Origin of the sequence: Leptobacterium flavescens, assembly GCF_010671605.1 — a bacterium.
In the GTDB taxonomy this organism is placed as follows: Bacteria; Bacteroidota; Bacteroidia; order Flavobacteriales; family Flavobacteriaceae; genus Leptobacterium; species Leptobacterium flavescens.
Genome location: NZ_JAABOO010000004.1, coordinates 311884 through 330608 on the forward strand (window position 1 = coordinate 311884; position 18725 = coordinate 330608).

The window sequence follows — 18725 nt, forward strand, 5'->3', positions numbered from 1 at the left end:
AAAATTATTACAAGGCCACAAAGATAAGTAAATAATGGAGAAGAAAGGCTATTTAACAACATCTTAAGTATTTGCAGGTTGTATAAAAAAACCGGGGATAACCCCGGTTTTTACTGGCTTGTCGTAAATTGTTATAGATTGAAACTTACAGATAAAGTCACGTTAGAATTTGTGTTATCGATATTTGCCTGGGTGGTCAGACCCGTGTCAAATAAAGCTTGATTAATATCCCGTTGTGATTGGCTGAATGCGAGGTCTATTTTGGTAGGGCCAAAATTATAACCCAAACCAACGGAAAAGGCCGTAAGGTCTCCAATGGTATTCTCATTTTCGTACGGACTTTCCTCAAAACGGTAACCGCCTCTTAAACTCAGCTGCTTTATCTTGTATTCGCCTCCGACCCTGTAGGTGGAAACGGCTTTTAACTGACTGCTTATAAAATTATTTTCGGAAGCAAAGGCCGGATCTGAAGTAGGTCTTAACTCAGCATTTGAAAAATCCTGATAACCGTAATCAAAACTCAAAAGTCCTTCCTGCCCGAATACAAGGGCAATACTTCCGGTTGCTTTAGCAGGGATCTGTATCCTGTATGTCGGGAATACATTTATCTGCGAGAAATTAATAAAATCGATCTCATTATCAGCCAGGTTGGAATTGATCCTTTGCGACAACTCATCCTGGAACCTGTACCATGTAGGCGATTGGTAACTTGCACCTATTCTCACCACATCGTTTACTTTAAGGATAGCTCCCACATCAAAGGAAAATCCATCTCCGAAAGTACGCTGTAAATTATCGAAGTTAACGAATTCCAGTGCTGATCCTGCATCATAACCATCCTCATCAAAGAGGGTAAGTTTTTCAAAGTTCACATCATAGAAATTAAGAGAAGCTCCCAGGTACAGACGACCTCTGTATTCTGTGGCAAAGTTTGCAGTGAATTTGCTGTTTTGCCCACTGGTTATCTGAAGGAACTCCTGATTTACATTTGTGAAAGTAGCATTGGAAACGTATTGTGTATTTGCATCGTCATTAGGATCTACCGGATCTATTACACCTCCGAAAAACCCTAGAAATGCCTGTTGCGGACCGAAACCGAGATCGGAACCTATATTCAGGTATGCTTCCTCGATTAATTCTCCGTCCTGAATAAGGATGGGCCCGAGGGCTTGTCCCTGTGCAAAATTCAGAAAATATTGATCTATCGATTGATTGGAGGTTCCCCTGGCCAGGAATTCATCGTCATAATTGTTAACGATCTCATAGTTAAAGGCCAGTGTTATCTTTCTCCAATCCGAATCTTCGTTACCGTCTTTAAATACCAATACGCCTCCTGCCTGGTTAAGTTCTACGTTATCCAGATCAGTCTCGGTAAACCCGTTAAAATAGGAAGTTTGATTGTTCCTGTGATAATTGGTAGCCGAGAACGTAATGTAATTGTTGTTGAATACAGCTGTTCCCGCGGGATTCACATTGATGGCCGAAAGGTCTCCACCAAGGGCTCCGAAAGCGCCGCTCAGGGCTCTGAAACGAGCCGTTCCCTGTATATCTTCCAATCCATAACGAAGTACATCGTTTATGTTTTGGGCATTAGTTTCCACTGCAGTGGCAAGCACCGCTAAAATCAGTAATATTTTTTTCATAGGTGTTTAGATTGTAGAATTGATGAATGCTTTAGTTTCTTCTTCCTCTGCCTCCTGAAGATCTGCTACCCGAAGATCTTCCTCCCGAAGAACTTCTGATCGAAGCTCTTGAAGAGCCTGAACTGGATGGCGATCTGTATGAACTGGATTTACTGGACGAATTCGATCTGTAAGAACTCGACCTTCTTGAGGAGTTACCCGAAGATCTGTAGGAACTTCCGGAACGATTACCTGAAGACCTGTAAGAACTTCCGGAGCGATTACCTCTATATGTAGAATTGCTCCTGTTTCTGTACGAAGAATTATTTCTGTATGAAGAATTACTTCTGGTTCCCGAATAGGTAGACCTGCGTCCGTAATCTGTTGTTCTGTATCCGGCTGCACTTCTGTCTGCCCTTATTCTTGCGCTATTGTTATAGCTTCTGTACCCTCTTCTGTTTGCAATGCTTTGTCTGCCTGTTGCAGATGTACCTACATTTGACCTTCCTCTACGGGCCACTGCAGTACGTCCGTTAACAGAAGTGACACCTCTGTTGTTGCCGTAATATCCTCTTCTGCTGTTTACTCTGGAATAAGCCGAAGCTACCCTGCCGTTTACATAGAATCTTCCGAAGCGGTTAAAAGGCCTGCCATAGAATCCTCCTCCGTAAAAGGCGAATCCGTAGCCTCCGTATCCGTAAAACGGATAATAGAAAGGATCGTAGAATCCTCCGAAGCCAAAGAAAGGGCTCCCGTAAAAACCAAAGAAAGGATCTCCGTAAAAGCCAAAACCAGAACCGTAACCAAAACCGTAAAAAGGATGTCCGAATCCGAATCTGCCGAATCTACCGAACCTTCCAAAACCGAAGCCTCCGAAAAACGGACTTGAATATACGTTTAGGGAAATACCTTCAGGATTTTCTCCCCATCCCGGATTTCCGTAGCTGTATTGATTTGAATATTCTCCAACAATATCTAAACTGTCCTGAACTACAGTACTGGAATAAGCATCGATATCTGTAAATACCGCTCCTTCTTCACTCAGTATTTCTTCATACTCCTGGGCTTTCTGCCCAAAATAACTTTCATACTGAACTGCATCTTCATCTTTGACAACTACCTCCTCTTTCTTTTTGGTATACGGAGAACTGTCGTCATTATATATTCCGTCATTATCGTAATAAGAAGCCTGCTGATAGGAACCACATGCAGTTACCAGAACGGCAACAAGCGGAATCAGCAAGAAGATTCTGTTTCTTGAGAGGTAGCTAGAAATTTTCATCATTACAAGTTTTTATTGTTGTACATTACAAAAATAGTTAGTTTTGCGCAACTATTTTTTTATTTAACAAAGTCACAATATTTGTGCCAAACTATTGATAATGGGTAAGAAATTGACCAAAAGAGCTGAAGATTATTCAAAGTGGTATAACGAACTCGTTGTAAAGGCCGACCTGGCTGAGAATTCGGGAGTTAGAGGTTGTATGGTGATCAAACCGTACGGTTTTGCAATCTGGGAGAAAATGCAAGCCGAATTAGATAGAATGTTTAAAGAAACAGGCCATCAAAACGCTTATTTCCCCCTTTTTGTCCCTAAAAGTTTGTTCGAAGCCGAGGAAAAAAATGCCGAAGGCTTTGCTAAAGAGTGTGCAGTTGTAACCCATTACCGATTAAAAAATGATCCGGATAAGGAAGGAAAGCTTATGGTGGATCCGGAAGCTAAACTGGAAGAAGAGCTTGTGGTTCGTCCTACCAGTGAGGCTATTATCTGGAATACCTATAAGAACTGGATACAGTCATACAGAGATTTGCCTATCCTCATTAACCAGTGGGCCAATGTTGTGCGTTGGGAAATGAGAACAAGGTTGTTTTTGAGGACAGCCGAGTTTTTATGGCAGGAAGGGCATACGGCTCACGCTACCAAAGATGAAGCTATTGCAGAGACTGTACAAATGAATGATATATATGCCGAATTCGTTGAGAATTTTATGGCGGTACCCGTAATTAAGGGGGTTAAAAGTGAAAGCGAACGTTTTGCCGGAGCAGAGGATACTTACTGTATTGAGGCTCTTATGCAGGACGGGAAAGCACTTCAGGCAGGAACATCGCATTTCCTTGGACAGAATTTCGCTAAGGCATTTGATGTGAAATTTGCCAATAAAGAAGGGAAGCAGGATTATGTATGGGCAACTTCATGGGGGGTTTCTACCCGTTTAATGGGAGCTCTGATCATGACGCATAGCGATGATAACGGTCTGATACTTCCTCCTAATCTGGCGCCAATACAGGTGGCCATTGTTCCGATCTATAAAGGGGAGGAGCAGCTGGATGCTATTTCGGAACGAATCGCACCATTGGTAAAAGAATTGAGAGCAAAGGGAATTTCAGTTAAATACGACAATCGCGATACGCATAAACCAGGATTTAAATTCAATGAGTACGAATTAAAAGGAGTACCTGTAAGACTGGCGATCGGTCAGAGAGATATGGAAAACGGGACTTTTGAGGTAGCCAGAAGGGATACTCTGGAGAAGGAAACCGTTGCCGAAGCCGATGTAGTGGCCAAAATAGAGGAGTTGCTTGAGGATATTCAGAAGAATATGTATAAAAAAGCCCTCGATTACAGAGAGTCGCATATTACAGAGGTAAATGATTTTGAGGAATTCAAGGAGGTGCTGGAAGCTAAAGGAGGTTTCTTATCGGCGCACTGGGATGGTACTGCCGAAACCGAAGAGAAAATAAAAGAGCTGACAAAGGCAACTATACGTTGTATTCCTATGGATGCCAAAGAAGAGGCCGGACAATGCGTTTTTAGTGGAAAACCCTCTAATCGTAGAGTGTTGTTTGCCAAGGCTTATTAATTTTTTTCAAAAAAATATTTTATAGCTATTGCAATAGTTAAAAATAGTTGTATTTTTGCATCCGCAATATGAAAAAAATGGTCCGTTCGTCTAGGGGTTAGGACGCCAGGTTTTCATCCTGGTAACAGGGGTTCGATTCCCCTACGGACTACAAAAGTTCATTAAAATACAAAATCGGTAATTTTTTTTATATTAGTTACTGATTTTTATGGTCCGTTCGTCTAGGGGTTAGGACGCCAGGTTTTCATCCTGGTAACAGGGGTTCGATTCCCCTACGGACTACAAGATTTACAATTAATAAGCGGAATGAAAAGATGATGTCCGCAAGAAAGTAGTAAAAAGAAGAAAATGGCAAATCACAAGTCAGCATTAAAAAGAATCAGAAGCAACGAGACAAAAAGGTTGAGAAATAAATATCAGCACAAAACTACTCGTAATGCTATCAAAAAATTACGTGGTACGGAAGATGCTAAGGAGGCTTCGGCTTTATTTCCAAAAGTAGCTTCTATGATAGATAAGTTGGCAAAGAGAAATATTATCCATGATAATAAAGCAGCTAACCTAAAAAGTAGCTTGGCTAAGCACGTTGCCAAATTAGCGTAAACAAAGTTTAGTGAAAATATATAGCGGAGACGCCTCACGAAAGTGGGGCGTTTTTGTGTTTTTATCTTTTGATGAAGTTGCGATCGCACCTGTGGTTACTTCTGTAGAAATTAAATCTTTATCTTTAGGTAAAAACCAACCAGATGAAAAAAATACTTCTCTTTGTATGGGTAGTCGCTCTTTTGGCTTCCTGTAAGACAGAAACCTCCGGCCTGACCATTAACGTTTCTTTTTCCGATTCGGTGAGTACTGAACCACTGGACGGCCGTCTGCTCTTAATGTTATCTGACAACGATACAAACGAACCGAGATTTCAGATCAATACAGGTTTGAACACACAGCTTATTTACGGAAAGAATGTGGAAGGTATGCAGGCAGGCGATCAAATAGGTTTTGATAAAGAGGTTTTCGGTTATCCCATAGAAAGCCTGGCAGACCTTAAGCCGGGTGAATACTATGTTCAGGCTTTATTACATACCTACGAGACTTTTGAGCTTTCTACCGGGCATACGGTAAAACTACCGATGGATAACGGGGAAGGACAACAGTGGAACCGCTCTCCCGGGAATCTTTACAGTAAAACGGTTAAAGTGAATATCGATCCGGGAAATCCTTCGGAGATCAATATTGTAATGGATCAGAAAATACCGGAGATCGTGGAGCCGGAGGACACCCAGTGGATAAAACATATTAAGATTAGATCTGAGAAACTTTCGGAGTTCTGGGGAAGGGATATGTACCTGGGAGCACATGTGCTTTTACCCAAGGGATTTGATGAGCATCCGGAAGCCAAATATCCGTTAATGATATTTCACGGGCACTTTCCATCAGACTTTGGCGGATTTCGGACCACACCTCCGGATCCTGAGCTGAAACCCGAATACTCAGCGCGCTTTGACCTGGAGGGTTATAATATAATCCAGCAACAGGAAGCCTACGATTTTTATCAGCGTTGGATAAGTGAAGAATTCCCCAGATTCCTGATCATTCAGATCCAGCACCCCACCCCGTATTACGACGACTCCTATGCGGTGAACTCTGCCAGTCAGGGGCCGTACGGCGATGCTATTACCCACGAACTTATTCCACATATAGAAAAGGAATTCAGGGGGCAGGGTGAAGCCTGGTCACGATTCCTTTACGGAGGCTCTACAGGTGGCTGGGAAGCATTGGCGGTACAGGTAAAATACCCTGATTTTTATAATGGTTGTTTTGCGGCTTGTCCTGACCCGATAGATTTCAGAGCGTATTGTCTGACCAATATATATGAAGATGAGAACGCCTATTATTACGATAGCGATCACAGGAAAATGGAAGTACCTGCCCGCAGGGATTATCTGGGGAATGTTTCCAGTACCCTGAGATCCATGAATCACCTGGAGCTGGTGCTGGGAGATAGGTCCCGTTCCGGACAACAGTGGGATATATGGGAAGCTACCTATTCGCCACAGGGAGATGACGGTTACCCTAAGAGATTATGGGATAAATACACAGGAGATATAGATCATGAGGTTGCGGAATACTGGAAGGAGAACTACGATCTGCGGCATATCATGGAAAAGAATTGGAACGAGCTCGGGCCCAGGCTGAGAGGGAAGATCCATATTTATTGCGGAGACATGGATAATTACTATCTCAATAATGCGGTGTACCTGATGGAAGATTTCCTCGAAAACACCACTAACCCCTATTATGAGGGAGAAGTTGCCTATGGTGACAGGGCTGAGCATTGCTGGAACGGGGATCCTGAGCAGCCCAATCATATTTCCCGCCTGCGATACAACAGTATGTATGTACCCAAGATCATGAAGCGCATTGCCGAAAGCGCACCTAAAGATGCCGATCTGAACAGTTGGCGATATAAATAGAAATACAAAAAAATCCCGCTTCTGGCGGGATTTTCTAATATATGGAAATAATATATCCTTATTGATTCATGGTCATCAGGAACTCTTCATTGTTTTGAGTTCGTTTAATTCTGTCTTCTATGAATTCCATAGCTTCTACAGGGTTCATATCTGCCAGATACTTTCTCATGATCCACATACGCTGAAGGGTGTTTTCATCCAGCAGAAGATCGTCTCTACGCGTACTGGAAGATACCAGATCGATAGCAGGGAAGATCCTTCTGTTAGCAATTCTTCTATCCAGTTGAAGCTCCATGTTACCGGTTCCTTTAAATTCTTCGAAGATCACTTCGTCCATTTTAGATCCGGTTTCCGTAAGAGCTGTTGCTATGATAGACAGAGATCCACCTCTTTCGATATTCCTTGCAGCACCAAAGAAACGTTTTGGTTTATGAAGTGCATTGGCATCAACACCACCACTTAATACCTTACCACTGGCAGGCTGTACGGTGTTATATGCTCTTGCAAGACGAGTGATGGAATCCAGCAGGATTACCACATCGTGACCGCATTCTACCAGGCGTTTTGCCTTTTCAAGTACGATATTGGCAATACGCACATGCTCCTGAGCCTCCTTGTCGAAGGTAGAAGCTACTACTTCTCCGTGTACATTACGCTGCATATCGGTTACCTCTTCAGGGCGCTCGTCTATTAGCAGTACCAGTAAGTATACCTCAGGATGGTTTGCTGCAATAGCATTTGCAATATCCTTAAGTAACATGGTTTTACCGGTCTTTGGTTGGGAAACGATCATTCCCCTTTGTCCTTTCCCGATAGGAGAGAAGAGATCCATGATCCTGGTAGAGATAGAACTTTGCTTTTCGGCTAGTCTGAATTTCTCATCCGGGAAAAGCGGTGTTAAGTGCTCGAAAGAAACCCTGTCTCTTACTACCTGCGGATCGAGGCCGTTAATTTTACTCACCTTGATCAGCGGGAAGTATTTTTCACCTTCTTTAGGAGGGCGAACATTTCCGAGTACAGTATCTCCCGTTTTTAACCCGAACAGTCTTATTTGCGACTGAGATACGTAAATATCATCCGGAGAAGAGAGGTAGTTGTAATCTGAAGATCTCAGAAAACCGTAACCGTCCTGCATAATATCGAGAACACCTTCACTCTCTACGATTCCTTCAAACTCAAAATCCGGATCCCGGTATCTGTTTTTCTTTTCCTTGTCAAAATTATCGCGGTCTATGTTCTCATTCTTTTGCTGCCCCTTTACACTACCGTTCTGGTGTGGCTTGTTGTGATGCTGCTTTTTAGAAGAATGATCCTGACGCTCCTGTTTCTTATGACCGTCTTTAGGTTTGCGTTCTTTTTTATCACCTGAAGCCTCTTCGGCTTTTGGTTCTTTCTTTTCCGCTTTTTCGATTGATGGAGTATTACTTTCAGCAAATAGCGTAGGTGATGAACCTTCCTGCTTGTCCTTTTTTACCGGATTCTGACCGCTAACACGCTTACGCGTTCTTTTTTGTTTCTTTTCCGGTTGGTTGGTATTTGTTTCCTTGCCAGAAGTAGCGGCAGGAGCAGCCTTTTTGGGATTGGCCGCCTGATGGTCAAGAATCTGGTATACCAGGTCCATCTTCTTGAGTGATTTGAATTTAGGGATGCTCAAATCTTTGGCAATCCCTTGTAATTCAACAAGTTTCTTTTCCTTTAAATCTGAAATGTCAAACATTGATATAACAATAAATTAAAAAATTAGGTTAGTGGTAAAATTTGCTATTGATAAATTGAAAATTTTATTTGAAGTACAAACGAACCCGGGTAATGAGTTGGTTACGAATTGATAACGCAATAATACAAATTTATTTTCAGAAATAGGTATTATTTTTAAAAAGAACTCTTATTTTTGCTCTACTTTTTTAGAAAAGCATGTTACAACGTATTCAGTCCATATATCTTTTATTGGTAGTACTTATTTCAGGGGGACTTCCCTTCCTGTTAAGTTTATGGGTGAATAATATTGGAGAAGACGTATTTGCTAAAGATAATATCTTATTTTTAGTTATATTTATTGGCTCGGCTGTATTAGCCGGCTTTACGATCTTTCTCTTTAGGAACAGAAAATTACAATTTGTGCTGAACAGATTGAATATGATATTAAATCTTACTTTACTAGGAGTATTCGTGGTCAGGTCGCTAAACATATCCGGAGAAAGCGCTATTTCTGAGAAGGGTATTGGGATGCTTCTCCCCATTATTTCTATCGTATTTTTAGTGTTGGCCAATAAGGCCATCAAAAAGGACGAAGATCTCGTAAAATCTGTGGACCGGTTACGATAAACCTAAAATCTTAGTAGTATTAGTGCGTAAAAGCCCTGGCAGTAATGTCGGGGCTTTTTTATTTCTAACTTACTTATACAACTAACAACCATCAACGTAGACTGAAGCAATAGTGCAGGTGTAACAACCAAAAATCCCACCTCTCGACGAGCCTGTATCGAGCGTAGTCGAGATGCTCGAGGTGACAAATCAAATAACCAAACTTCAAATCCCAAATCCCAAATTCCAAGCTAATAGCTAAATGCTAACAACTAACAACCACCAACGTACACCGAAGCAATAGCGTAGGTGTAACAACCAAAAATCCCACCTCTCGACTGCGCTCGAGGTGACAAATCAAACAACCAAATTCCAAATCCCTGGCTAATAGCTAAATGCTAAAAGCTAACCGCTAACAACTAATAACTAACAACCAACAACCATCAAACCCTCTCCTCCAGTTCTATGATCTCCAGGTCTTTTATCTGATCTTTATCTATCACAAAACGAAGCATGGTCCTTACTTTATGGAAGCCGTGTTTCCCGGCAGCTCCCGGATTCATATGCAGAAGATTTAGTTTCTTATCGAATTGTACTTTAAGGATATGGGAGTGACCGCAGATAAATAATTTAGGCGGATTCTTCCTTATTTCTTCCCGGACCCTTATGTTGTATTTTCCAGGGTAACCTCCTATATGGGTGATCCACACATCAACTTCCTCACAAAAGAACCTGTTGTTTTCCGGGAATTCCATCCGGGCTTTATCGTTGTCAATATTACCGAATACTGCCCTCAGGGGTTTGAGCTCTTTGATGGCATCGGTTACGGCCAGATCGCCGATATCTCCGGCATGCCATACCTCGTCTGCCTGTTGTGCATATTTGAGAATGCGTTCGTCTATATGACTGTGGGTATCTGATAAGAGAAGGATTCGGGTCATTTTTATGTTTTTGAAAGCTTATTTGGTTGCAGATCCGGTGAAATAAAAGCACTTGTAAGCTGCAGTTTATCCGTGAATCCGAAACTATATTTAGTTGTATCTTTGTGCTCGCAAACAAAATTAGCATATTCTCTTGAGATATTTTTTGGAATTTTCATATGATGGTAAACAGTATCACGGCTGGCAAAAGCAGCCGAATGCTATCTCGGTGCAGGAAACCATTGAAAATGCTATCTCACTTTTACTGAGAGCGGAGATTGAAGTGGTCGGAGCGGGCAGGACCGATGCCGGAGTGCACGCAAGACAGATGTATGCTCATTTTGATACTGATGAGATCGAAGACAGAAAACACCTGATCCATCGCCTTAATTCATTTTTGCCTGGAGATATTGCAATACACAATATTCATCCGATGGAGGAAAATGCGCATGCCCGTTTTAATGCAACCTCAAGGACCTATGAATATTGGATAATCGATAAGAAGGATCCTTTTTTAAAAGAATATACCTATCGCGTAAATCAGAAACCCGATATAGACAGGATGAATGAAGCAGCCGAAGTACTTTTCGATTATGAGGATTTTCAGTGTTTCTCCAAATCTCATACGGATGTAAAAACCTATATCTGTAAGATGATGAGGGCGGATTGGCAATATGTGGATGGTAAACTGGTATTTACCATAAAAGCAGACCGGTTTTTGAGAAATATGGTAAGGGCGGTAGTAGGTACCCTTTTGGAAGTCGGGATGGGTAGGATTTCTAAAGAAGATGTTAAAAAAATTATAGAAAGTAAAAATAGGAGTAAAGCCGGGGCTTCAGTTCCCGCACATGCATTATATTTGACGCGTGTTGAATATCCTAAGACCTTTTTCACAGAATAAATGAGCAAAGAATCAGGTAAAGCATTTGATTATAAGCTGTTTAAGCGCCTAATGCAACATACAAAACCGTATAAACTTGTTTTTTACGGGGTTGCTGTTGCTGCTATTTTATTGTCCGCATTCTCTGTCGGGCGTCAGCTTCTCTTAAAGGAAACCGTAGATAATTACATTCTTCATAAAGACAATGAGGGGCTGTTAATTTTTATAGGTTTGATGGGATTGACCCTTCTAATGGAAGTAGTGAGCCAGTTCTCTTTTATCTATTACGCCAATTGGCTGGGACAAAGTATCATCAGGGACGTACGTATAAAACTCTTTAAGCAGATGATGCGTTTCAAAATGAAATATTTTGACAACTCCTCTGTTGGTATTCTGGTAACCAGGGCGGTAAGTGATATGGAACGTATTGCAGAGATCTTTAGCCAGGGTTTCTTTGTTATTGTGGCCGATCTTTTAAAGATGACGGTGGTGGCAGTGGTTATGCTGGTAGTTAGCTGGAAACTTTCCCTGATCGTTTTTGCTATCCTCCCTGCTATTTTGTACGCTACCAGACTCTTTCAGAAGGCCATGAAGGTTGCATTTATTGAAGTAAGGGCTCAGGTATCGAACCTGAATTCGTTTGTTCAGGAGCGTATCACCGGGATGAAAATACTGCAGATCTTTAACAGGGAAGATATAGAATATGAAAAGTTCAGTCGCATCAATAAAAAACACGAAAGAGCATGGGTTAAGACCGTATGGTACAATTCTATCTTCTTTGCGGTAGTGGAATTATTGTCGTCTGTAACTGTAGGTCTTATAGCATGGTATGGTGGTTTACAGGCCTTGATACCCGGAAGCGGATTTGAAATCGGGACCATAATTATGTTTATCCAGATGTCACAGATGCTGTTCAGGCCCCTGAGACAGATAGCCGATAAATTCAATACCCTTCAAATGGGAATGGTGGCTGCGGCACGTGTATTTAAGATCCTGGATACCGATAGCTTCATAGAAGATAAAGGAACACAGAGTGCAGAGCATGTAAAAGGAGATATTGCATTTAAGAATGTACATTTCAGTTATGTGGAAGATGAAGAGGTATTGCATGGCATTTCCTTTGAGGCAAAAGCCGGAGAGACCATTGCAATTGTCGGGGCTACCGGAGCAGGAAAATCGACTATCATTAATCTTCTGAGCAGATTTTATGAGATCAACTCCGGGGAGATTGCTGTAGATGGAGTAAACATCAACAAATACAGTCTGAGTTCGCTTAGAGGATCTGTGGCAGTAGTACTTCAGGATGTATTTTTATTTGCAGATACAATCCTTAATAATATCACCTTAAAGAATCCGGATATTACCGAAGAAGCGGTTGTTGAAGCCGCAAAACAGATAGGTATACATGACTTTTTTATGAGCCTGCCCGATGGGTACCACTACAATGTTAAAGAGAGAGGCGCCATGCTATCGAGTGGTCAGCGTCAGCTTATCGCTTTCCTTAGGGCTTATGTGAGTAACCCAAGTATCCTTATCCTGGATGAGGCAACCTCTTCCGTAGATTCGTATTCGGAGCAATTAATACAACAGGCTACCGATAAGATTACCGAAGGAAGGACCTCTATTGTTATTGCTCACCGTTTGGCCACAGTTAAAAAAGCTTCCAGGATCCTGGTGATGGAAGCAGGAAATATCGTAGAAGAAGGCACACATAAAGAGCTTCTTAAAAAAGAAGACGGGCACTACAAAAATCTTTATGAAGTGCAGTTTATGGCTGAGGAACAAACAGTTTAAGGTCTATCACTCCAACCACTGCAAGAGCAAAAAGCAGAATAAACCAGAGTATCATTATTACTACCATAATAGCAAGGAAAAACAAGGTTTTGATCAAAAACTGTATCAAGTTCAACTTAAAAACTCTTATAAGCACATAGCAGAAATATATAAAGTTTATTAAGATCAAAGCCATAATATGATATCCATAGAGGGAAGGGTCAATTAGTAGAATACCTAATGACCCAAAAAAAGTTATAATGGCATATTCTGAATAAGTGTATAAGTACAGGATGATATGCTCCGTAAAATTGTATTTCCTGTTAAAGAAAACAATCCATGATATTATTGCAAAAAATGGGATGGTCACAGAGGTGATAAGTGATGTGTAATTGGTTGTAAAATCAAAAGTTTTATCCTGGAATTCTTTGTTAGTACCATTATCCAGAGGGCCGTAAAGAACGGAATTATCGAAATAATTTGTAGTTATAAAACCTATCAGACCACTTAGTGTCAGGGAAATGGCAAAAAAACTAACAGGGTTCATATATCTTTTCCGGATCCCCTGAACATAACTTCCGATGACCACTTCCGGACATTTAATTAAATGTATCAGGGTCTTTAATAACCTGTTGTCGTAATTGAGGAATTCCTCGCTTAACTGGGTCATCAGGTTTTTTAGGGTTAATCGGTTCCTGATAACTCTCGCCCCGCAGTCATGACAATAGTCATTGGTTTCGGCTATAACCGTCTGGCAATTCTTGCAGTTCATTTATTATACGAGCGCTTTTTTGATCATAGATCCCAGTTCGTTAAGATCTCTGTAGAGAACAAACTCCCCGTTCTTAATATAAGATATCTGCCCCGTCTCTTCACTCACCACCAGTACCAATGCATCTGTCTTTTCGGAGATCCCGACCGCTGCCCGGTGCCGAAGCCCGAAACGGGAAGGGATATTCCGTTCATTAGATACCGGTAAAATAACCCGGGTGGCTACAATAGAATTTTCTACAATGATAGCGGCCCCGTCGTGAAGCGGACTGTTCTTATAAAAAATACTTTCTATGATAGGTTGTGTAATCTCAATATTCATCTTGTCTCCGGTATACTTTACGAAGTCAAGACTATTGTTTCGCTCAATAACAATGATGGCTCCCGTTTTGGTAGATGCCATTTTTTCGCAGGCAGCAATGATCGCATCCACATCGGTTTCCGTACCCAGAGGATCCTGCTTTAAGAATTTAAAATGTTTGATAAACCGCCTTTTTCCGGTAAAATTCGTAGAACCGATCATCAATAAGAACTTCCTGATCTCCTGCTGGAAAACAATGATAAGTGCAATAAGACCGATATTCATAAAACCTCCCACAATACCACTAACCATCTTCATCTGAAGGGCAACGGTAAGTTTCCACAGAAGGTACACTACAACGATCCCGATAAAAATATTGATAGCCACAGTTCCCTTAACAAGTTTGTATATATAATAAAGGAGTGCGGCAACAAGAATGATATCGACGATATCTATGATCTTAACATCTAAAAAATCGAATAGTTCCAAGCCGGATGGGTTTTTGTAAAAATATAAAAAATAGGCAACAATGTATAAGAGATTCCTTTCAGTCTTTACAAAAGATCATTAAAGTCCTAATGCATCGACCAAACGGACACATTCTACGGCTTCTTTAACGTCGTGTACCCTCAGGATAGCAGCTTTTTTTAACAAGGCAACCGTGTGCAGGCTGCTGGTACCGTTCAAAGCTTCTTCCGGTCCGATTTCCAGTAACTTATAGATCATCGATTTTCTGCTTACCCCTACAAGAAGGGGGAGTTCCAGTATATGAAACAACTCCAGCTTACTGAGGATCTCATAATTGTGTTCCAGGGTCTTTCCGAATCCGAAGCCGGGGTCGATGATCAGATCGTTGATCCCGAGCTCACGGGCATGCGCTATCTTTTCCGAAAAATAGAACAATAAATCTTTTACAACATCGTCATATTGGGCGAGGTCCTGCATGTTTTCGGGAGTCCCTTTCATATGCATCATAATATAGGGAACCTGTAATTCGGCCACTGCCTGCATCATAGCTGTATCGAGATTTCCTGCAGAAATATCATTAACGATGCTCGCTCCTGCTTCAATGCATTTTCTGGCAATACCACTGCGAAAGGTGTCTATAGACAAAATGATCTCCGGGAATTTTTTTATGAGCAATTCCGTAACGGGCAGGATCCTTTGCAGCTCCGTTTCCTCGTCAATATAACTTGCTCCCGGCCTGGAACTATAAGCACCAACATCTATAAAGCTGGCTCCGTCTCCAAGCATTTTTTCTACCTGTTGCAGAATGGAGGCTTCATCTTTATATTTCCCGCCGTCATAAAAGGAATCGGGTGTGAGGTTGAGGATCCCCATGATTTTCGGAGAACTGAGATCGATAAGCTGTCCCTGGCAATTAATGGTCATTCGGTATAATTATTTAACAGGCTTTAAAAAAACTAAGAAGTTTAAACCCTGAACTTTGAACATTTGGAATTTTTAAGCGAAATTTACGCAAAATAGAACCAACAGCATGCAAAATACCTCAAAACAATATGACGAAGTTATTACAGCTTGTCGTGACTTGTTTGTTAAAAAGATGAAAGACTACGGAAGTGCATGGAGAATTCTAAGACTTCCTTCCCTTACAGATCAGATATTTATTAAAGCTCAGCGCATCAGGAGCCTTCAGGAAAATGAAGTGAGAAAGGTAGATGAAGATGAATCTGCTGAGTTTATCGGGATCATCAATTATTCCATCATGGCTCTTATTCAGATTAAAGAAGGGATTGCAGAACAACCCGATCTCTCTGTCAAAAAAGCTACGGACCTATACGATACTATGCTTGCTGAGACCAAGGCTCTTATGGAAAGAAAGAATCACGATTACGGAGAGGCCTGGAGAGAAATGCGAATCAGTTCCCTTACAGATCTGATCCTGCAGAAACTACTCAGAATAAAGCAGATTGAAGACAATAAGGGAAAAACCATAGTGAGTGAGGGTATTGATGCTAACTATCAGGATATCATTAATTACGCTGCATTTGCACTCATCTTAATGTTAGAATCCAAATAAAATTTTAAACACATGAAAATATTAGTAGGCATTTCCAGAGTATTTGTCGGGATACTTTTTATTATCAGCGGATTTATAAAACTGAATGATCCGGTAGGCTTTTCTTTTAAACTCGAAGAATATTTTAGCCCTGCCGTTTTAAACCTTACCTTTCTGGAGCCCCTGGCTCTGGCTATTGCTATTTTTGTAGTGATCTTCGAAGTGGTATTGGGAGTAATGCTATTGGTAGGTTTTAAACCCAAGTTTACGGTATGGAGTCTGCTGCTGATGATCGTCTTCTTTACCTTTCTAACTTTTTACTCGGCTTATTTCAACAAGGTAACCGATTGTGGTTGTTTCGGAGATGCGGTTAAACTGACGCCCTGGGAATCTTTTACCAAAGATGTGATCCTGCTGGTGCTGATCCTTATCTTATTCTTCGGACGCAAACATATAAAACCGCTGATCTCCAATAAAGTTGCAGTATACAGCAGCTTAATAAGTCTGGTTGCCTGCGTGATCTTTGCGAACCACGTGTTGAACCACCTTCCTTCTATAGATTTCAGAGCTTACAAGATAGGATCCAATATCAAGGAAGGAATGAGTATTCCCGAGGATGCACCTAAAGCTATTTATGAGTACGCCTGGAAATTTAATGTAAACGGGGAGGAGCAGATCATTAAAACTTTCGGGGATTACCCAACTGTAGACGGAGAATTCATCGGAGTGGAAACCAAAGAGATCCAGAAAGGTTACGAACCTCCTGTTCACGATTTCACGATCGAAAGAAATGACGAAGACCAGGCAGCTGCTTTCCTGGAGGAAGAGAACCTGATCGTGGTGGTGGCATATGACCTGTTCCGGTCTAAGAAGGAGGCCTTTGCCGTAATTAAGAAAGTAACGGATGATGCGATTAAAAAAGGATATAAGGTCATCGGGTTATCGGCTTCCAATGAAAATGAAATAGATCCTCTTACAAAAGAATACGGATTGAATTTTGATTTTTACTTTACCGATCAGACCACTTTAAAAACTATTATCAGATCCAATCCCGGACTGGTTGAATTGAATAAAGGAACGGTAATGCAGAAACTGCATTATAACGATGCGGAAGATCTGAAACTGGAAACCCTGCCCAATGCAAACCTGAATATGGACCTCGACCTGAAGAGGCAATTAGACAGTGTTTTAGAGTTGGATCAGAAATACAGGGCGTTACTGAGCACTGCTCAGACCAAAGCTGAACTGGATTCGCTCTGGGGACTTCAGCATGCAGTGGATAAATCCAATACGGAATTCATAGAAAAAATAATTAAAAAACACGGATATCCGGGCAAGAGTCTGGTAGGAGAATCGACTAACAAAGCCGCATGGTATGTTATACAACATTCCGACAAGATCCCGGACTATCTGGATCTGATGAAGGAAGCCGGAAAGAACGGAGAATTACCGTTCAGGAATGTTGCAATGATGGAAGACCGTTACCTGATGGGAGAAAATAAAGAGCAGATATACGGCACCCAGGGGATGACCTATTATATTGATGGAGAGGAAGTCGGGTTTATGTGGCCGATAAAGGATGCAGAAAACGTAAATCAGCGTCGTAAAGAGGTCGGTTTTACACAGGATATAGAAGAATACAGCCTCGAGCTGGGGATCACCTATAAACCGGTGACCCTGGAGGAAGCAGAGAAGCTGAGGCAAAGAATGATTAACAGTAATAAAAATTAGTGCCGGGATATTTTTTAAATAAGATCTTTTATGCCTGCTTTACTTTGTTCGGAGTAGTCAGCGTTATTTTTGTTTTGTTTACCATCCTCCCCGGAGATCCTGCCCGTATGATGCTGGATCAGAAGGAAGACAGTGAGCAACTGGCTATTATTAAGAAGAAGTACGGCTTTGATCAGCCCGTAGGCAAACAATACCTCTATTATTTAAACGACTTATCTCCTTTGTCTTTTCATTCGCAAAATGAAGACGATTATACTTTTTTCTCCGAAAGGAAATATTCGGGCAAAAAACTCTTCAGTATCGGTAATACTTCTGTGGTGATAAAATTACCCTACCTCAGAGAGTCTTTTCAGAAGAATGGAAAAAAAGTAACCCAGGTAATCAGGGAAACCCTTCCTAACACTGTTGTACTGGCAGTTTCGGCAATTTTTATCGCCCTCCTGCTGGGGGTTTTACTGGGTATCGTCTCGGCAGTTTTAAAGAACAGCTGGGTAGATAAACTTATTCAGGTACTGAGTACGCTGGGAATGAGCGTGCCTTCCTTTTTCAGTGCCATTATTTTTGCCTGGTTATTTGGCTTTGTATTGCATGAATATACCAATCTCAATATGACGGGAAGCCTTTATGAAGTGGATGATTTCGGAGAGTCTGTTCGCATACGCTGGAAAAACCTGATATTACCGGCAATCGTACTGGGAATAAGACCTCTGGCAGTTGTTATTCAATTAATGAGAAATTCTTTACTGGAGGTATTTAATCAGGATTATATCAGGACGGCCAGGGCCAAAGGATTGGGGATGATGGCTGTCATCCGTAAACACGCTTTAAAAAATGCCATGAACCCGGTTATAACGGCAATTTCAGGCTGGTTTGCCAGTATGCTGGCGGGAGCTGTTTTTGTAGAGTATATCTTCGGATGGAACGGCCTGGGGAAAGAGATCGTCGATGCCTTGAATACACTGGATCTTCCGGTAATTATGGGTTCTGTATTGGTTATTGCCACCATGTTCATTCTAATTAATATTTTTGTGGATATTATTTACAAGTGGCTGGACCCGAAAATTAAATAGA

Annotated in this window: 16 protein-coding genes and 2 tRNA genes; 11 read left to right on the forward strand and 7 right to left on the reverse strand. The window is 41.4% G+C overall.

What is annotated here, in order from left to right; genetic code table 11:
• Nucleotides 1-131: 131 nt before the first annotated feature.
• The gene (locus tag GWK08_RS17760) at nt 132-1643 is read right to left on the reverse strand and encodes an OmpP1/FadL family transporter (protein ID WP_163608594.1); all 1512 of its coding nucleotides are present in this window, start codon (nt 1641-1643) and stop codon (nt 132-134) included.
• Nucleotides 1644-1674: 31 nt separating this feature from the next.
• A complete protein-coding gene (locus tag GWK08_RS17765; protein ID WP_163608595.1) occupies nt 1675-2907 on the reverse strand; it encodes a hypothetical protein in 1233 nt (410 codons plus the stop codon).
• A 97-nt stretch (nt 2908-3004) separates the two neighbouring features.
• Here GWK08_RS17765 and proS point away from each other — a divergent pair, with 97 nt between their 5' ends.
• The 5 genes from proS to GWK08_RS17790 all read left to right on the forward strand — a co-directional run bounded on the left by proS (nt 3005) and on the right by GWK08_RS17790 (nt 6954).
• Nucleotides 3005-4483: a proline--tRNA ligase gene (gene proS, locus GWK08_RS17770; RefSeq protein WP_163608596.1), complete on the forward strand. Its 1479-nt coding sequence runs from the start codon at nt 3005-3007 to the stop codon at nt 4481-4483.
• Between the two features lie 79 nt (nt 4484-4562).
• A tRNA-Glu gene (locus GWK08_RS17775) sits at nt 4563-4634 on the forward strand.
• A 59-nt stretch (nt 4635-4693) separates the two neighbouring features.
• A tRNA-Glu gene (locus tag GWK08_RS17780) sits at nt 4694-4765 on the forward strand.
• Nucleotides 4766-4831: 66 nt separating this feature from the next.
• Nucleotides 4832-5086, forward strand: coding sequence for a 30S ribosomal protein S20 (gene rpsT, locus GWK08_RS17785; RefSeq protein ID WP_163608597.1), 255 nt, complete (start codon nt 4832-4834; stop codon nt 5084-5086).
• Between the two features lie 143 nt (nt 5087-5229).
• Nucleotides 5230-6954 carry an alpha/beta hydrolase-fold protein gene (locus GWK08_RS17790; protein WP_163608598.1) on the forward strand — a complete coding sequence of 575 codons (1725 nt, stop codon included), beginning with the start codon at nt 5230-5232 and terminating at the stop codon, nt 6952-6954.
• A 58-nt stretch (nt 6955-7012) separates the two neighbouring features.
• On the opposite strand, the gene rho is transcribed toward GWK08_RS17790, so the two are convergent.
• Nucleotides 7013-8671: a transcription termination factor Rho gene (rho, locus tag GWK08_RS17795; RefSeq protein WP_163608599.1), complete on the reverse strand. Its 1659-nt coding sequence runs from the start codon at nt 8669-8671 to the stop codon at nt 7013-7015.
• Between the two features lie 197 nt (nt 8672-8868).
• Here rho and GWK08_RS17800 point away from each other — a divergent pair, with 197 nt between their 5' ends.
• On the forward strand, nt 8869-9279 hold the full coding sequence (locus GWK08_RS17800; RefSeq protein ID WP_163608600.1) for a DUF4293 domain-containing protein: 411 nt from the start codon (nt 8869-8871) through the stop codon (nt 9277-9279).
• Between the two features lie 422 nt (nt 9280-9701).
• Here GWK08_RS17800 and GWK08_RS17805 read toward each other — a convergent pair whose 3' ends face one another.
• Nucleotides 9702-10199, reverse strand: coding sequence for a metallophosphoesterase family protein (locus GWK08_RS17805; protein ID WP_163608601.1), 498 nt, complete (start codon nt 10197-10199; stop codon nt 9702-9704).
• Between the two features lie 133 nt (nt 10200-10332).
• On the opposite strand from GWK08_RS17805, the gene truA reads away from it, so the two are divergent.
• Both truA and GWK08_RS17815 read left to right on the forward strand, forming a co-directional pair.
• Entirely contained in the window at nt 10333-11079 is a 747-nt protein-coding gene (gene truA, locus GWK08_RS17810) for a tRNA pseudouridine(38-40) synthase TruA (protein ID WP_163608602.1), read from the forward strand.
• The gene (locus tag GWK08_RS17815; RefSeq protein WP_163608603.1) at nt 11080-12852 is read left to right on the forward strand and encodes an ABC transporter ATP-binding protein; all 1773 of its coding nucleotides are present in this window, start codon (nt 11080-11082) and stop codon (nt 12850-12852) included.
• Here the strand turns inward: GWK08_RS17815 and GWK08_RS17820 are convergent.
• The 3 genes from GWK08_RS17820 to folP all read right to left on the reverse strand — a co-directional run bounded on the left by GWK08_RS17820 (nt 12827) and on the right by folP (nt 15295).
• Entirely contained in the window at nt 12827-13603 is a 777-nt protein-coding gene (locus GWK08_RS17820) for a DUF3667 domain-containing protein (RefSeq protein WP_163608604.1), read from the reverse strand. The genes GWK08_RS17815 and GWK08_RS17820 overlap by 26 nt on opposite strands.
• Nucleotides 13604-13606: 3 nt before the next feature.
• Nucleotides 13607-14392: a diadenylate cyclase CdaA gene (gene cdaA / locus GWK08_RS17825; protein WP_163608605.1), complete on the reverse strand. Its 786-nt coding sequence runs from the start codon at nt 14390-14392 to the stop codon at nt 13607-13609.
• A gap of 78 nt (nt 14393-14470) precedes the next feature.
• Entirely contained in the window at nt 14471-15295 is an 825-nt protein-coding gene (folP, locus tag GWK08_RS17830; RefSeq protein ID WP_163608606.1) for a dihydropteroate synthase, read from the reverse strand.
• Between the two features lie 106 nt (nt 15296-15401).
• Between folP and GWK08_RS17835 the strand changes: the two genes are divergently transcribed.
• From GWK08_RS17835 to GWK08_RS17845, 3 genes are read left to right on the forward strand one after another with little or no spacing between them, the layout of a single operon-like run.
• A complete protein-coding gene (locus tag GWK08_RS17835) occupies nt 15402-15944 on the forward strand; it encodes a DUF1599 domain-containing protein (protein ID WP_163608607.1) in 543 nt (180 codons plus the stop codon).
• A gap of 12 nt (nt 15945-15956) precedes the next feature.
• Nucleotides 15957-17654, forward strand: coding sequence for a BT_3928 family protein (locus GWK08_RS17840; RefSeq protein WP_163608608.1), 1698 nt, complete (start codon nt 15957-15959; stop codon nt 17652-17654).
• Entirely contained in the window at nt 17654-18724 is a 1071-nt protein-coding gene (locus GWK08_RS17845) for an ABC transporter permease (protein WP_163608609.1), read from the forward strand. Before GWK08_RS17840 ends, GWK08_RS17845 begins: the two co-directional genes overlap by 1 nt.
• Nucleotide 18725 lies beyond the last annotated feature (1 nt).

Excerpts from the sequence above, each read along its gene's own strand:
- GWK08_RS17760 (WP_163608594.1), bottom strand. The coding sequence starts at position 1,643 with ATGAAAAAAATATTACTGATTTTAGCGGTGCTTGCCACTGCAGTGGAA.
- GWK08_RS17765 (WP_163608595.1), bottom strand. The coding sequence starts at position 2,907 with ATGATGAAAATTTCTAGCTACCTCTCAAGAAACAGAATCTTCTTGCTG.
- proS (WP_163608596.1), top strand. The coding sequence starts at position 3,005 with ATGGGTAAGAAATTGACCAAAAGAGCTGAAGATTATTCAAAGTGGTAT.
- rpsT (WP_163608597.1), top strand. The coding sequence starts at position 4,832 with ATGGCAAATCACAAGTCAGCATTAAAAAGAATCAGAAGCAACGAGACA.
- GWK08_RS17790 (WP_163608598.1), top strand. The coding sequence starts at position 5,230 with ATGAAAAAAATACTTCTCTTTGTATGGGTAGTCGCTCTTTTGGCTTCC.
- rho (WP_163608599.1), bottom strand. The coding sequence starts at position 8,671 with ATGTTTGACATTTCAGATTTAAAGGAAAAGAAACTTGTTGAATTACAA.
- GWK08_RS17800 (WP_163608600.1), top strand. The coding sequence starts at position 8,869 with ATGTTACAACGTATTCAGTCCATATATCTTTTATTGGTAGTACTTATT.
- GWK08_RS17805 (WP_163608601.1), bottom strand. The coding sequence starts at position 10,199 with ATGACCCGAATCCTTCTCTTATCAGATACCCACAGTCATATAGACGAA.
- GWK08_RS17815 (WP_163608603.1), top strand. The coding sequence starts at position 11,080 with ATGAGCAAAGAATCAGGTAAAGCATTTGATTATAAGCTGTTTAAGCGC.
- GWK08_RS17820 (WP_163608604.1), bottom strand. The coding sequence starts at position 13,603 with ATGAACTGCAAGAATTGCCAGACGGTTATAGCCGAAACCAATGACTAT.
- folP (WP_163608606.1), bottom strand. The coding sequence starts at position 15,295 with ATGACCATTAATTGCCAGGGACAGCTTATCGATCTCAGTTCTCCGAAA.
- GWK08_RS17835 (WP_163608607.1), top strand. The coding sequence starts at position 15,402 with ATGCAAAATACCTCAAAACAATATGACGAAGTTATTACAGCTTGTCGT.
- GWK08_RS17840 (WP_163608608.1), top strand. The coding sequence starts at position 15,957 with ATGAAAATATTAGTAGGCATTTCCAGAGTATTTGTCGGGATACTTTTT.